17 protein-coding genes are annotated in these 13,895 nt (G+C 68.0%); 7 read left to right on the forward strand and 10 right to left on the reverse strand.

The genetic code is table 11. From position 1 onward, the window contains the following. The 6 genes from H162_RS0107575 to gluQRS all read left to right on the forward strand — a co-directional run. The coding region (locus H162_RS0107575) for a 4Fe-4S dicluster domain-containing protein (RefSeq protein WP_020652855.1) at positions 1-335 on the forward strand (335 nt) is incomplete at its 5' end. Between the two features lie 255 nt (positions 336-590). Further along, positions 591-857, forward strand: a complete 267-nt coding sequence (locus H162_RS0107580; RefSeq protein ID WP_020652856.1) for an FAD assembly factor SdhE — start codon at positions 591-593, stop codon at positions 855-857. Between the two features lie 121 nt (positions 858-978). After that, positions 979-2,280, forward strand: a complete 1,302-nt coding sequence (gltA, locus tag H162_RS0107585; protein WP_020652857.1) for a citrate synthase — start codon at positions 979-981, stop codon at positions 2,278-2,280. A 471-nt stretch (positions 2,281-2,751) separates the two neighbouring features. Beyond that, the gene (rnk, locus tag H162_RS0107590) at positions 2,752-3,162 is read left to right on the forward strand and encodes a nucleoside diphosphate kinase regulator (RefSeq protein ID WP_020652858.1); all 411 of its coding nucleotides are present in this window, start codon (positions 2,752-2,754) and stop codon (positions 3,160-3,162) included. A 260-nt stretch (positions 3,163-3,422) separates the two neighbouring features. After that, a complete protein-coding gene (locus tag H162_RS0107595; RefSeq protein WP_020652859.1) occupies positions 3,423-3,917 on the forward strand; it encodes a nuclear transport factor 2 family protein in 495 nt (164 codons plus the stop codon). Positions 3,918-3,979: 62 nt separating this feature from the next. Beyond that, positions 3,980-4,918 carry a tRNA glutamyl-Q(34) synthetase GluQRS gene (gene gluQRS, locus H162_RS0107600; protein ID WP_020652860.1) on the forward strand — a complete coding sequence of 313 codons (939 nt, stop codon included), beginning with the start codon at positions 3,980-3,982 and terminating at the stop codon, positions 4,916-4,918. 13 nt (positions 4,919-4,931) lie between these two features. On the opposite strand, the gene H162_RS0107605 is transcribed toward gluQRS, so the two are convergent. The 7 genes from H162_RS0107605 to H162_RS30370 all read right to left on the reverse strand — a co-directional run bounded on the left by H162_RS0107605 (position 4,932) and on the right by H162_RS30370 (position 9,615). Beyond that, complete coding sequence (locus tag H162_RS0107605; protein WP_040786797.1) at positions 4,932-5,543, reverse strand: CHRD domain-containing protein; 612 nt, start codon at positions 5,541-5,543, stop codon at positions 4,932-4,934. Between the two features lie 176 nt (positions 5,544-5,719). After that, on the reverse strand, positions 5,720-6,184 hold the full coding sequence (locus H162_RS0107610) for a DUF421 domain-containing protein (RefSeq protein ID WP_020652862.1): 465 nt from the start codon (positions 6,182-6,184) through the stop codon (positions 5,720-5,722). 78 nt (positions 6,185-6,262) lie between these two features. Next, positions 6,263-6,451, reverse strand: a complete 189-nt coding sequence (locus H162_RS0107615) for an oxidoreductase-like domain-containing protein (protein WP_020652863.1) — start codon at positions 6,449-6,451, stop codon at positions 6,263-6,265. Positions 6,452-6,453: 2 nt separating this feature from the next. Further along, positions 6,454-6,834, reverse strand: a complete 381-nt coding sequence (locus tag H162_RS0107620) for a BlaI/MecI/CopY family transcriptional regulator (protein ID WP_026354365.1) — start codon at positions 6,832-6,834, stop codon at positions 6,454-6,456. Between the two features lie 48 nt (positions 6,835-6,882). Further along, positions 6,883-7,272: a hypothetical protein gene (locus H162_RS0107625; protein WP_026354366.1), complete on the reverse strand. Its 390-nt coding sequence runs from the start codon at positions 7,270-7,272 to the stop codon at positions 6,883-6,885. 85 nt (positions 7,273-7,357) lie between these two features. After that, complete coding sequence (locus H162_RS0107630) at positions 7,358-8,029, reverse strand: response regulator (protein WP_020652865.1); 672 nt, start codon at positions 8,027-8,029, stop codon at positions 7,358-7,360. Further along, complete coding sequence (locus H162_RS30370; RefSeq protein ID WP_020652866.1) at positions 8,026-9,615, reverse strand: ATP-binding protein; 1,590 nt, start codon at positions 9,613-9,615, stop codon at positions 8,026-8,028. Before H162_RS30370 ends, H162_RS0107630 begins: the two co-directional genes overlap by 4 nt. Before the next feature lie 259 nt (positions 9,616-9,874). Here H162_RS30370 and H162_RS30375 point away from each other — a divergent pair, with 259 nt between their 5' ends. After that, positions 9,875-10,306, forward strand: a complete 432-nt coding sequence (locus H162_RS30375) for a KGG domain-containing protein (RefSeq protein ID WP_020652867.1) — start codon at positions 9,875-9,877, stop codon at positions 10,304-10,306. A 383-nt stretch (positions 10,307-10,689) separates the two neighbouring features. On the opposite strand, the gene H162_RS0107655 is transcribed toward H162_RS30375, so the two are convergent. The 3 genes from H162_RS0107655 to H162_RS0107665 are packed head-to-tail and all read right to left on the reverse strand — an operon-like array spanning position 10,690 to position 13,875. Beyond that, a complete protein-coding gene (locus tag H162_RS0107655) occupies positions 10,690-12,045 on the reverse strand; it encodes a sulfite reductase subunit alpha (RefSeq protein WP_020652869.1) in 1,356 nt (451 codons plus the stop codon). Beyond that, entirely contained in the window at positions 12,042-13,055 is a 1,014-nt protein-coding gene (locus H162_RS0107660; protein ID WP_020652870.1) for an FAD:protein FMN transferase, read from the reverse strand. The genes H162_RS0107655 and H162_RS0107660 overlap by 4 nt, the downstream gene beginning before the upstream one ends. 1 nt (position 13,056) lies before the next feature. Then, positions 13,057-13,875, reverse strand: a complete 819-nt coding sequence (locus H162_RS0107665) for a DUF4198 domain-containing protein (RefSeq protein WP_156885510.1) — start codon at positions 13,873-13,875, stop codon at positions 13,057-13,059. Positions 13,876-13,895: the final 20 nt, after the last annotated feature.

Below are 13,895 nucleotides of genomic sequence, written 5' to 3' on the forward strand. Positions count from 1 at the left end.
AGCCGGAGAAGGAACGCCTGCAGTCGCCGGAAGAGCGCGAAGAGCTCGACGGCCTGTACGAATGCATCCTGTGCGCCTGCTGCTCGACCTCGTGCCCGTCGTTCTGGTGGAACCCGGACAAGTTCGTCGGCCCGGCCGGCCTGCTGCAGGCCTACCGCTTCATCGCCGACAGCCGCGACGAAGCCACCAGCGAGCGCCTGGACAACCTGGAAGACCCGTACCGCCTGTTCCGCTGCCACTCGATCATGAACTGCACGGACGTGTGCCCGAAGGGCCTGAACCCGAACAAGGCGATCGGCAAGATCAAGGAATTGCTGGTGCGCCGCGCAATCTGAGACCGAAAGCAGCAAGCGTGTGCCGGTAGTCGTTTCGGTAGGGTGGGCGGATCTTCCGCCCACGCGTCCCGCACGCGTGATTTGAACGCGTGGGCAGAGAATCTGCCCACCCTACGCAGGACATGCCTGGCGCTGGGTTCAACCGGCGCGAGCGTGGCCGACAATGCGCGCAATTTGCCGCGTATACAGTAAAAGTACCGTACTGCCGAATCACGGCAGCCGGAGTATAGTGTTGACCCAACAACGGACTCTAGTGTGAAAACGCATCAATCCGACCCAGCCAACCGTGCGCGCCTGCGCTGGCGCGCACGCCGTGGTCTCCTCGAGAACGATCTGATACTGACGCGTTTCCTCGACGCGCACGAAACGGAGCTGAGCGACGAGGAAGTCGATGCGCTGACCCGTTTGCTGGACCTGGCGGACAATCCGCTGATGGACCTGCTGCTCGGCCGCGCCGAGCCCGAAGGCGAGGTCGACCTGCCGCATGTACGCGCCCTGGTGGCGCGGCTGCGGCAAGCGTGACGAGATAGAAGGACTTTGAAGAAACCGTAGCGAGCGGCCGCCAGTGCAACGCGCAGCAGGTTTATCGAGGGTCCCAGGTTTCGTTTTATTTTGTAGAACCCACTCCCAAGAAGGAAGTGCCATGAACATCTCTGATACCAAAGCCACCCTGTCGTTCTCGGACGGCAGCCCGTCGGTCGACATGCCGATCTACAAGGGCACCATCGGCCCGGACGTCATCGACATCCGCAAGCTGTACGGCCAGACCGGCAAGTTCACCTACGATCCGGGCTTCATGTCGACCGCCGCCTGTAATTCGAGCATCACCTACATCGACGGTGACAAGGGCGAGCTGCTGTACCGCGGCTACCCGATCGAGCAGCTGGCCGTCAACTGCGACTTCCTGGAAACCTGCTACCTGCTGCTGAACGGCGAACTGCCGAACGCCGAGCAGAAGAAGACCTTCACCGACACCGTGACCAAGCACACCATGGTCCACGAGCAGATGCAGTTCTTCTACCGCGGCTTCCGCCGCGACGCGCACCCGATGTCGGTGCTGGTGGGTACCGTCGGCGCGCTGGCCTCGTTCTACCACGATTCGCTCGACATCAACGACGCCAAGCAGCGCGAGATCTCGGCGATCCGCCTGATCGCCAAGCTGCCGACCCTGGTCGCCATGGCCTACAAGTACTCGGTCGGCCAGCCGTTCATGTACCCGCGCAACGACCTGTCGTACAGCGCGAACTTCATGCACATGATGTTCGCCAACCCGTGCGAAGAGTACAAGGTCAACGACGTGCTGGTGCGCGCCCTGGACCGCATCCTGATCCTGCACGCCGACCACGAGCAGAACGCATCGACCTCGACCGTCCGCCTGGCCGGTTCGTCGGGCGCCAACCCGTTCGCCTGTATCGCTGCCGGCATCGCCTGCCTGTGGGGCCCTGCCCACGGCGGCGCCAACGAAGCGGCCCTGACCATGCTGAAGGAAATCGGCAGCGTCGACAACATCCCGTCCTTCATCGAGAAGGTCAAGGACAAGAACTCGGGCGTGAAGCTGATGGGCTTCGGTCACCGCGTGTACAAGAACTTCGACCCGCGCGCCAAGCTGATGCGCGAAACCTGCCACGAAGTGCTGGAAGAGCTGGGCCTGCAGGACGACCCGCTGTTCAAGCTGGCGATGGAACTGGAACGCATCGCGCTGGAAGACGAATACTTCGTGTCGCGCAAGCTGTACCCGAACGTCGACTTCTACTCGGGCATCGTGCAGTCGGCACTGGGCATCCCGGTCTCGCTGTTCACCGGTATCTTCGCGATGGCCCGCACCATCGGCTGGATCGCCCAGTGGAACGAGATGATCGCCGATCCGGAACAGAAGATCGGCCGTCCGCGCCAGCTGTTCATCGGCTCGCCGGTCCGCGACGTCCCAAGCATCGACAAGCGCTGATCGCCTCCCGGCGTCACCAAAAAAGCGGGCTGCGGCCCGCTTTTTTTATGGCTTTCATGACCTCACAGCAAGGTCCATAACTGCCAAGAAAGAGCGACGAATGGCCGAGTCGCCAAGCCGCCACGTTGTGTAAACACAAGCATTGACGTACTGGCTAGATTGTCTATACTGCCATAATTCGACCAAGCACATCAGATGATCGATTCATGCCCACTACCCCTGTCGCGCGCCATTTCCTGCCAGTCCGGCAGTGGCTGCGTTGCGGCCGTAGAGCGTGGCGGCGGGGCATTCTGTCGCGTCGTGCAAGAGTATTTCCGGAATAGCGCCTGGCTTTCTTTGGCTCGGTGAGGGACTGACACAGGCCTGGCCTGGCGCCTCCCCGAGCTACCACCCAACGATCGAAACGCGGCCTTCAATGGCCGGGTTCCCCTATTGTCGCCGCGAACGCCGCGGCTGTTTATGGAGTGAAGAATGAAACCGAATATCGTCGTATCGTGGCTGGACCTGGAGCGCCTGGAGCGCCTGCTCGACAAACTGCCTGCCGCCCAGGCGCGCGCACGCGATGCACTGATGGACGAACTGGGGCGAGCGAGACTGGTCGAGCCCTGGGACATGCCGCCGGACGTGGTCACGATGAATTCGCGTGTGCGCTTCAGCTTCGATGGCGCCGAGAACGAGGAGATGACCATGACCCTGACCTATCCGAAGGACATGCGCGACAGCGCCGAGCAGCTGTCGGTCCTGACCCCGGTCGGCACGGCCCTGCTGGGCCTGCGGGTCGGCGACAGCATCGCCTGGCAGCGCCCCGACGGCGGGCAGTTCAAGGTCACGGTGCGCAGTATCGAATACCAGCCCGAGCGGGCGGGCGTGCTGCACCGTTGAAGCAGCGGGGCGCGCGCTGGATACCGGCGCGCGACCCCGATGAAGGACAAGCCGGTCAAGCCCACCACGCGGACGGAACCCTCTCCGGCCCACCCCAACAGCGCCGCGCACGCGGCGCGCAGGTCCCAGGAAACTCACGCACGGCCCCTTCGAGCACGTCGCCGCTCAGCCGCGCGCGCAGGGGAATGCTTTTGCATAATTTATTACATGTCCATGTGTACAATGCTGGCGCTTATATTCGACTTCACAAAAGGATACCCATGAAGCGCTTCCTGACCGCCTGTTTCCTGTTCCTGAGCCTGGTGGGCGCCGCCCGCGCCGAGACCGATCCCGTCCTGGCGCGCCAGGTGAACGCCTTCGTCGACGCGTGGCACGACGACGCCGCCAATGCGCGCATGGCCTACTTCGACAAGATGGCGAAGGATGGCGTCTATATCGGGACCGATCGCACCGAATTGTGGAAGCGCGACGAGTTCAAGGCATGGGCGAAGAAGTATTTCGATCGCAAGTCGGCATGGAGCTTCAAGGCCACGCGCCGCAACGTGTACGCGTCCGCCGACAAGTCGCTGATCTGGTTCGACGAGCTGCTCGACACGCCCAATATGGGACCCTGCATGGCCAGCGGCGTGATCCGCAAGACGAAGGACGGCTTCGAGATCGTGCACTACCAGCTGTCGATGGCGGTGCCGAACGACGTCAACGACAAGGTGCACAAGCTGATCGCCGACCACGAGGCGGCCGCGGCGAAGAAGTAGGACCTGCCGGGAGGCGGCCCTTGTGCTAAGGTAGCCGCCTCCGGCAAGAACATGACAAGCAAGTGAGCACACCCTATCTCGGCCCTGATGCCGGCCCCGATGCCGGCCCTTACATCGGCCGCTTTGCGCCGTCGCCCACCGGCCCGCTGCACGCGGGCTCGCTGGTGGCGGCGGTGGCCAGCTACCTCGACGCGCGCTTCCATGGCGGCGCCTGGCTGGTGCGCATCGAAGACATCGACGAAGGCCGCAGCGTGCCCGGCGCGGCCGAGGGCATCCTCGCGCTGCTCGATGCGCTGGGCATGCACGCCGACGGCGAAGTCGTCTGGCAGAGCCGGCGCAAGCACCTGTACCAGGCGGCGGCCGAGCAGATCGAGGCCAGTACCTATCCCTGCGGCTGCAACCGGCGCGAGATCGCCGATTCGCGCCTCGGTTTCGCTCCGGACGGCGCGGCCATCTACCCCGGCACCTGCCGCTATGGCCTGGCGCAGGGACGCGGCATGCGCAGCCTGCGCCTGCGCGTGCCCGATGCCGGCAACGACACCGTCAGCTTCACCGACCGCTTCGCCGGGACCGTGACCCAGCATCTGGCGCGCGACTCGGGCGACTTCGTGCTCAAGCGCGCCGACGGCTTCTGGGCCTACCAGCTGGCGGTGGTGGTGGACGATGCGGAGCAGGGCGTGACCGATGTCGTGCGCGGGGCCGACCTGCTCGATTCGACGCCGCGCCAGATCTTCCTGCAGCGCCTGCTGGGCGTGCCCACGCCGCGCTACCTGCATGTGCCGGTGGTGCGCAACGCGGATGGCGAAAAGCTGTCGAAGCAGACCGGCGCGCTGGCGGTGACGGCGGGCGACGAAGCGGCGGCCGTCGCGGCCTTGATGCAAAGCGCGGGTTTCCTCGGACTGGACATGGAACAGGCCGGGTCGCTGGACGCCTTCTGGCGTGCGGCGATTCCGGCCTGGGGTAAGTTGCTCGAACGGCGCGCAGGCGCTGCGCTGGCGTAGCGACGCCGCATTGCTACGTGGTAGGCAGGTTCTCGACACTTTGCTGCAAGTGGCGCCGCAAGCCCATCACTCCCAAGCCCGCCAGCCCGAAGGCCAGCATGGCCCATGCGCCCGGCTCGGGAATCGGCGCCGCCACCATGAAGCCACGGATTTCCCCGCCCGGATACTGGGTCGTGTGGATGTTCAGGTAGGCCGTGTTTTCCGTCAGCGCGTCGAGCAGGGCGGTGCTGGCGTCGGTCGCGGTACCGCCGAAGGCCGCCAGGAAGGCCGGACTGTAGACGGCCGGGTCGGCCAGGTCGAAGGTCTGGGAATAGCTGCCTGACGTCACCCCCAGCGGAAAGCCGAACAGCGGAATGGCGACCCCTGCCGTACCGGTGAGCGGCTCCGTCGTGCAGCAGTGGATATGGGCGTCGATCGTCGGGGTGACCAGGTCCTGGAACGGGATGTTGGCGCTCAGGATCATGCCATCGAGCGTATAGCTGGCAACGCTGAAGCCGGGCGACGGGTTCGGTATCGCTTCAGCCGGTCCGCTGGACACGGAACGGTAGAAATCGATCGCGTAGGCCGCCGGCGCCATCGCCAGTGTGGACGCCGCCAACGCGAGGGCGGACAAGACATTTCTCATGGCATACCTCCTGATTAGGAAAGAAACCACAGCAGCGCCCCCGGCCGGGAGCGCCTCGGAAAAAGTAGCACAGCGGGGGTGGCCCGCCCACACGGTACGGAAGGGCAAAGGATATTCGGCACGCACAGCCGAGTCAGGCCTTGCGCGCCGGGAAGCAGGAGAAAACGCTCCTGTTCTTATTGGGGGTTGCGCATGATGGTGATCTCGCCGTCGGCCTCGAGGAAGGCACATTTCATCTCATTGCGCGGGCAGTCGTGTTCGCGCAACGCTTCTTCGAGGTCGGTTTCACAAAGGCGGCAACTGCGCACGACCTTGTCGAAGAACACGCCGTCGCGGCCGATGAGGACAGCGCTGCCGTCGACCAGTTTCGAAAACTTTTCGCTGCGCGCGGTGGTCAGCGCCACCAGGGAATTGATACCCACCAGGGTCGCTGCCGCGATCAGGCCGCCCACCAGCGACTCGTCGCCCCCGGACAGCGAGTTCGATACCGCTTCCGACAGCAGCATCACGACCAGCAGGTCGAAGGGCGTGAATTGTCCGACGGTGCGCCGCCCGGACAGGCGGACCATGACGAGCAGCAGGCAGTAGACGACCAGGCCCCGCACAATGAATTCCCACCAGGGAAGCTCCATATCGAACATACGACCCTCATACGCTTGGCACCGTTGAGCTCATTGTAATCAGTTTGCCAACGCGGTGATTTCAAGCGTGCGGCTGCTTCAGGCGGGCTTCTTCCGTGCGGCATCGGCCTGTTCGGCAGCCAGCGCGGCCTCGTAGGCGGCCAGCGCCTTTTCATAGCGCGCCAGGGCTTCCTCGTAGAGGTCGAACACGCAAGGAAAGCAGCCGCTGCGGCAGCAATCCTCGAGCCCCGGCTGGACCGGCGGCTGGGGGCGGATGAGCGTGGCCATGACTACTTCTCGCGGTTCAGGAGTTCCTGGATTTCGGCGCGTTCCTTCTTGCTGACGTGGCCGCGCAGCGCGGCCAGCACCAGTTCCTTGCCGGAGCCGGAAAACGCCTTGTGGATCAGCTCCTTGATCAGGCTGGTCTGGAGGCTGTCCTGCGGCTGCGCAGGCGCGTAGACGTGCGCCCGCGCGCTTTCGTCGCGGCTCAGGAGGCCCTTGGCGTGCATCACCTGGAGCAGGCGCAGCACGTTGGCGTAGCCCATGTCGGGCCGCGCCTCGACCGCGGCTTCATGGACCTGGCGCGCGGTCGCCGGGCCGAGCTGCCACAGCAGGCGCAGCATTTCCAGCTCGGACGGGGTCGGCTTCGGTGGGGCGTCGTTTGCACTCATGCTTCTAGATTAAATGATCTAGAAGAGGAAGTCGAGCCGCCCCTGGCCTCAGTCTTCGAGGTGGTAGCTGCGCAGCTGGAACACCATGCCGCCATCCTCGCGTGCGCAGACGCCGGTCATGGTCTCGCCGTGCTTGATCACCCAGGTGAGCGCGCTGCCGTCGGCCTTGCCGGCGCAGGCGGCATGGGCGGCGGCGGGAATGTCGGGCAGCTCCACCGATGGCGGCGCGGGGGGCGCGGGCGGGGCCGGGATCGAGGGCATCGACGGCAGGCCTGGCGCGGCGGGCGGCGCGGGCGGGGCCGGCGGAGCAGGGGGCTGCGGCGGAGGCGGGCATTTGCCGCGGGTCTGCCTGCATTCGACATGCACGCCGGCCTGGCTGGCGCCGGCGCCCGCGGCCAGCAGTGCGGCGAACAGGATCAGCGGAATCGTTTTCTTCATGGTGGTCTCCTTCGGCTGCGGCCCGCACCCTGCGGCGGGCCATGACTGCATGATGCAGGCCAATTGTGGAGAAAACGTGGAGGCTTTAGAGGTCGCAGCGGTAGCCGAGCCCGTAGATCGAGCGGATCGGCTCCAGCCCGGGCGCGGTAGCGTCGATCTTGCGCCGCAGGTTCTTGATGTGGCTGTCGATCGCGCGGTCGGTCGCGTCCAGGCTGTCGGCGCGGGCCGCGTCGAGCAGCTGGGCGCGCGACAGCACCTGGCCGGGACGGCGCGCCAGCGCGGCCAGGATCGCGTACTCGCTCGGCGTCAGGTCGAGCGCCTGGCCGTGCAGCCTGGCGCGGCGCGCGCCTTCGTCGAGCGCCAGCACCGGGGGCGGCGGCGCGCCGCCGGCACGGCGCAGGATCGCCTTGATGCGGGCCATCAGCTCGCGCGGGCTGAAGGGCTTGCACAGGTAGTCGTCGGCGCCGCTCTCGAGTCCGAGCAGCCGGTCGATCTCTTCCACCCGCGCCGTCACCATCACCACCGGGACCGCGGAAAATGCGCGCAGCGCGCGGCACAGCGCCAGGCCGTCGAGGCCGGGCAGCATCAGGTCGAGCACCACCAGCGCCGGCGGCGCCGCCCGGATCGCGGCCAGGGCCGCGGCGCCGTCGTGGAACACCTCCGGCTCGTAGCCCGCCGCGCGCGCGTAGTCGGCCACCAGGGCCGCCAGTTCCGGCTCGTCCTCGACGATCGCGATGCGGGTGCGTGATGCGCTCATACGATTTCCTTTTCGCTCAGCGGCAGGCTGAAGGTGACGCGCAGCCCGCCCAGCGGCGAGTGGGCGAAGGCGAGCCGCCCGCCGTGGGCGTCGGCCAGGCGCCGGCACAGCGCCAGGCCCAGACCCGCGCCGCCGTGCGCGCGGCTGCGCGAGGCATCGACCCGGTAGAAGCGCTCGCTCAGGCGCGCCAGCGCCGCATCGGGCACGCCCGGCGCGCTGTCGTCGAGCACCAGCTGCAGGCTGCCCTCGCGGACCTGGGCGCCAAGGCGGATGCGCCCGCCGGGCATGGTGTAGCGCAGGCTGTTCTCGAACAGGTTGGCCAGCACCTGGCGGATGCGGTCGGGATCGGCCAGCACGACGCTACCCGACGCCGCCTCGGACGGGGGCGGGCCGAGCTCCAGCGCCAGTCCGGCCGCGCCGAGGCGCTGCGCGAACGCCTCGGCCTCGGCCGTGGCCAGCCGCCACAGGTCGATGCGTTCGCGCCGGCATTCGAGCGCGCCGACATCGGTGCGCGCAAGAAGGTAGAGCTCGTCGATCAGCTTGTTCAGCGCCAGCACCTGGCGCAGCATCGCTTCCAGCGTCTCCGGGGTGGCGCCGCGCACGCCGTCCTGGACGGCTTCGAGCTGGGCGCGCAGCACGGCCAGCGGGGTGCGCAGTTCGTGCGAGGTGTCGGCCACCCAGTGGCGGCGCGCCGACTCGGCCTGGGCCAGCCGCTCGGCCAGCACGTTGAAGTGGCGCGCCAGGTCGCCCAGTTCGTCGCTGCGGTCTTCAGGCAGGCGCACGCCGAAGTCGCCGCCCGCCAGCCGGGAGGCGCCGCGCGCCAGCCGGTCGATCGGACGGCGGAAGTGGCGCGCCAGCAGGCTGGCCGCCAGCGCGCTGAGCGCCACCGCGGCGCCGGCGATCAGCCACAGGCTGCTGCGCAGTTCGGCAAGGAAGGCATAGGCCATCGCGTCGCTCGGCTGGTGGCTGCGGGCGACGCCCAGGTAGCCCACGGTGCGGCCTTCGGCCTCGATGGCGCGCCGCGCCAGCGGCCGGGCGCCGGGGGGCTGGCCGGCCAGGTAGCGGCCATCGGCGTCGAGCAGGGCGACGCGCTGGTGCAGGTCCTGCGTGACGCCGGGCGGCGGCGGCGCCATCGCGCCGGCCACTGGCACGGGCGGCGGCGGCAGCGGCGGCAGGGGCGGCGCGGGCGGGGCCGGAGGCAGGGGCGGGGCGGGCGCCGTGGGGGAAGCCGGGGGCGCGGGCGGGGCCGGCGCAGCCACGATGCGCGCCACCGCGGGCGGCGCGGCGGGAGCGGCCGCGGCCGGCAGCGCCTGGCTGGTGCGCAGCGCCTGCAGGCGTGCCAGTTCGCGCGCGATCCAGCCGCGCCGCGCTTCATCGGCCGGCACGAAGTCCCAGCCGCCGTGGGCGAGGTACTGGCGCGACAGGGAGGCGGACAGCTCGTCCAGGCGGTCGAGTTCGATCGCGACCGCGTACTCGCCGAAGCTGTCGAGGACGTTCTGCCGCAGCAGGAGCACGCCCCCGGCGGCCACGAGCAGGAGGGCCAGCAGGACCGAGGCAAACAGGCGGTAGCCGATGGAAATCTTCACGGTTATCAAGTTTCGTTGTTGTGTGCTTAACTTGGTGGATTCTTGCTACAAAATTAATATTTTTATAATTAACATCCTATAAATTGCGCAGAGAGGATAAGAGTTCCCTCGGAGGTTGCCAGACCATCCCGGGTAGGGGAGCGAGGCATGGTCCTACAAAACGACTGCCCGAATGTGGTGTTCAGGGAAGCTTTCGATGACTAGGATGTGCAACTCGCAGCAGCATTTAGCTGATGTTTCAAATGATCAGGAGGCAATCATGGCATCGAACAACCAAGGCGGCAATCAGGGCAACCAAGGCAACCAGGGTAACCGGGACAATCAAGGCAACCAGGGCAACCAGGGCAACCAGGGCAACCAGGGCGGCGGCGCCAGCCAGCAGAGCGGTGGCGGCAGCAACCGCGGTTTCGCATCGATGGATCCGCAGAAGCAGCGTGAAATCGCCAGCGAAGGCGGCCGTGCGGCCCATGCCTCGGGCAACGCCCACGAGTTCACCTCGGAAGAGGCGCGTCGTGCCGGCTCGATGAGCCACAAGAACGACAGCCAGCAAAGCGGCCCTGGCGGCAGCCAGCAAAGCGGCAACCAGGGCGGCCAGGCCGGCCAGGGTGGAGGCGGGGGTACCCGCGGCGGTACGCCGGAGCAGCACGCCAAGGCCGGCGCGCAGAGCCACAAGAACGACAACAAGCGCTAAGCGCGTTTGGTGTCGGAAACCGCCGGCGTGGCCGGCGGTTTCTTATTCTGCGCAGTGCGCCGACGGCGCTCCAGTGCACGTCGCGCTGCTAGCGTCCATCCGCCAACAGTTCGCCCACCTGCAGCTTGCCGAGCAGCTCGACCAGCGCGTCACGCCAGCCATTCAGGGTCAGATCTGTCATTCGGACACCGATCGAGCACCTTTGATTTATCTCAAAATGCTGAGATTATTTCTCTTTTCCTGCCGCGCAATTACGGTCACAGAGACCGGAAAACAGGTCTCAGCAAACTCAAAGTCGTTCTGAGATTTCGCAAGGGTCGTGCGTCCATGTCCGAATGACAGACCTGACCCTGAACTGGACTTTGCATGCCAAGGCCGGCGCTTCAGTACACGTCGCGCCGGTAGCGGCCATCCGCCAGCAGGTCGCCCACCTGCTGCCTGCCGAGCAGCTCGACCAGCGCGTCATGCACGCCGCCGGCCATGCCCTGCAGGCTGCCGCAGACATAGATGGCCGCGCCGTCGGCGACCCAGGCGCGCAGCATCCCGGCCTGTTCGCGCAGCAGGTGCTGCACGTAGCATGGCGCCTCCTGGTCGCGCGAGAACGCGAGGTCCAGCCGCGCCAGCGCGCCATCGCCCAGCCATTGCCCGAGTTCTTCGCGGCACAGGAAATCATGCGCCCGGTTGCGTTCGCCGAACAGCAGCCAGTTGTCGCGCGCGCCGGCGTCGATGCGGGCCTTGATCAGTGCGCGCAATCCCGCCAGGCCGCTGCCGTTGCCGATGGCGATCAGGGGACGGCCGGCGTTCCCGTCCAGGCGGAAGCGCTGGTGGGCGCGGATCCGCAGCCGGATCGTGTCGGCGTCGCCCGCGCCCGCACACAGCCAGCCGGAGGCCGCGCCCGGACTGCCGTCCTCGCGCTGCTGCAGGCGCACCAGCAGTTCCAGCCGGCCCTCGGCAGGGACCGAGGCGATCGAATACTCGCGCGGATGATCGGGGTCGCCTGGCGCGCTGACCTGGGCCAGGTCGCCCGCTTCCCACACGGGCAGCGCGCCGTCGGCGGGCGCCAGCGCCAGCCGGTAGAGCGGGGCGCCCGCGCTGCCGGGATTGAGCCGGGTGCGCGCGGCGATGCGCCAGTCGCCATAGGCCGGCGCTTCCCAGTCCGGCGCATCGCTGGTGCCCGCCAGGCGGCTGAGCTGGTGCTGCCATTCGGCCAGCGCGGCGGGCGCGCCGCGGTCGACGTCGATGCGCCCGAACAGCGGCGTCGCGCCGCGCCCGGCGAGCCAGGCGTCGAGCGCGCGGCCGAAGCCGCAGTAGTTGGCGTAGCTGCTGTCGCCCAGCGCCAGCACCGCGTAGTGCAGGTGCGACAGGTCGTGCGACTCGCCCATGATCTTGCCGGCGAAGCGCGCGGCGGTGTCGGGCGCGTCGCCTTCGCCATAGGTGCTGCAGATGAACAGGATGCGTCCGGCCGCTCCCAGCAGGCCGGGATCGAGATCCGAGATGCAGGCCGCGCGCGCATCCAGGCCCCCGAGCGTGAGGGTCGCGGCGGTGCGCTGGGCCAGGTATTCGGCGCTGCCGGTCTGGCTCGCGTACACCACCAGCCAGTCGGCGGGCGCGGCGATGCCGCCGGCCTTGCCGTTGCTGCGCGCCATCCGGGCGCGCCAGATCGCCAGGCACATCGCGAGATAGCTGCCGCACAGCGCGAGCGCGCCGCCCCAGCGCAGCGGGTCGATGGTCAGCATCATTGGAGCAGGGCGCGCCAGGCGGCGGAAGTGGTTTCGAGCAGGGCGCCGGGACGGCGCAGCAGGAAGCGCGCCGCGATGCCGCGCGCGTCGGCATAGGCCAGGCCCTCCTCCGGGCCCAGCACGGTGAGGGCGGTCGACAGCGCGTCGGCGGCCATGCAGGTCGGCGCCAGCACCGTCACCGAGGCCAGCCCGTTGGCGACCGGATAGCCGCTGCGCGGGTCGAGCGTATGCGTGACGCGGCGCGGCCCGTGCTGGAAATAGCGGCGGTAGTCGCCCGAGGTGGCGATCGCCAGCCCGTGCAGGGCGACGACCGGCGCCGCGGCGGTGTCCCCCACGGCGTCGGGCACGCCTTCGATCTCGACCCACCATGGATCGCCGCCGGGCTTGACCCCGGCGCCGCGCAGCTCGCCGCCGGCTTCGACCAGGTAGTGGCGCAGGCCGTGGCGTTCCAGGCACTGCGCCATGCGGTCGACCGCATAGCCCTTGGCGACCGAGGAAAAATCGAGGATGGCGCCACCCGGCTGGTACAGGCGCCGGCCTTCGGGGTCGAGGCGCGGCTGGTGCGCGCGGCGGCGCGCCAGCACCTCGTCGATGGCGGCGGCGGCCGGCGCATAGAAGCCGGCCTGGTCGTAGCGCCCGGTGGGGCCGAAGCCCCACAGGTTGACCAGGGCGCCGCCGGCCGGGTCGTAGGCGCCATCGGTATCGCGGGCGACCTGCAGCGCGTACTCGGCCACGTCATGGAACTGCGGCGGCAGCGCATGCCAGCTGCCGCCCGGCGCGCGGTTGTAGCGCGCCAGCAGGGAATCGCTGTCCCAGTGGCTCATCTGGGCCACGATCTCGTCCAGCTCGCGCTGCAGCGCCTGGCCGAGGGCGTCGCCCGACTGGCCGGACGGCAGCATCATGCGCGCCGACCAGCTGCTGCCCATCGAGGCGCCGCCGGCCTGGTACAGGGCGCTGCCGGCGGGCGGCTGCGCCAGGTCGATCTGGAGCGGGATCAGGACTGCGCGCATCTTATTGCTGCTGCACTTCGAGCGTGGCCGAGTAGCTGTAGCGGCGCGCGCCGTTTTCGGGCGGCCCCTTGGGCTGCTCGACCGGGTACTTGGCGCTGAGCCAGTACATGTTCGCGGCCGGCAGGGTGAAGCTGGCTTCGCCCTTGGCGTCGGTGGTGAAGCGCAGTTCGCCGATGGTGCCGCGGTACTTGACGCCGCCCGGCACCAGGCTGAACGGGAAGTTGGCGAGCGGCTTGCCGTCCAGCTGGAAGCGGAATCTGGCGGTGTCGCCGGCGTGCAGCTCGTTCGGGTTCGTCACCGGCACCAGTTCCAGGCCGGCGCCGCTCGGCTTGAGCGCGCCGCTGCTGGTCTTGTTGGCCGAGACGAAGGTTTCCAGGCGGGTGTGGGTAATGCTGCGGGTCACGTCCTGGGCGCCGGCCGGGATCTGGCTGGCCACGCTCTCCTCGGTGCCGCGGAAGCGCCTGGTTTCGCCGTTCAGCTTGTAGCTGCCCATCACGTTGTTGTTCACCATCGCGATGCGGTAGGTGCCGTCCTTCGGCAGGCGCAGGTCGAGCGTGCTGCGCAGCTTGCCCAGCTGGGCGGCCGGGGCCGCGGCGGTGGCGCCGTCCGGATCGGTCACGGTGACGTTCTCCATGCGCAGCGGCACGTGGTCGAAGTCGAACAGGCCTTCCGAGATCGCGCCGTCGATGGTCACCCAGGCTTCCTCCTTCTCGACCAGGGTGGCGCTGGGCAGCATCCAGCCGCGGTGGGCGCTGGCGCCCAGGGACACGCCGGCCAGGATCAGGCCGAGGACCGTGTTCTTCATCAAATGAGCTTGCATGCCGGTTTCCTTTGGGTTTT

Origin of the sequence: Massilia niastensis DSM 21313 (assembly GCF_000382345.1) — a bacterium.
Classification (GTDB): Bacteria; Pseudomonadota; Gammaproteobacteria; order Burkholderiales; family Burkholderiaceae_D; genus Telluria; species Telluria niastensis.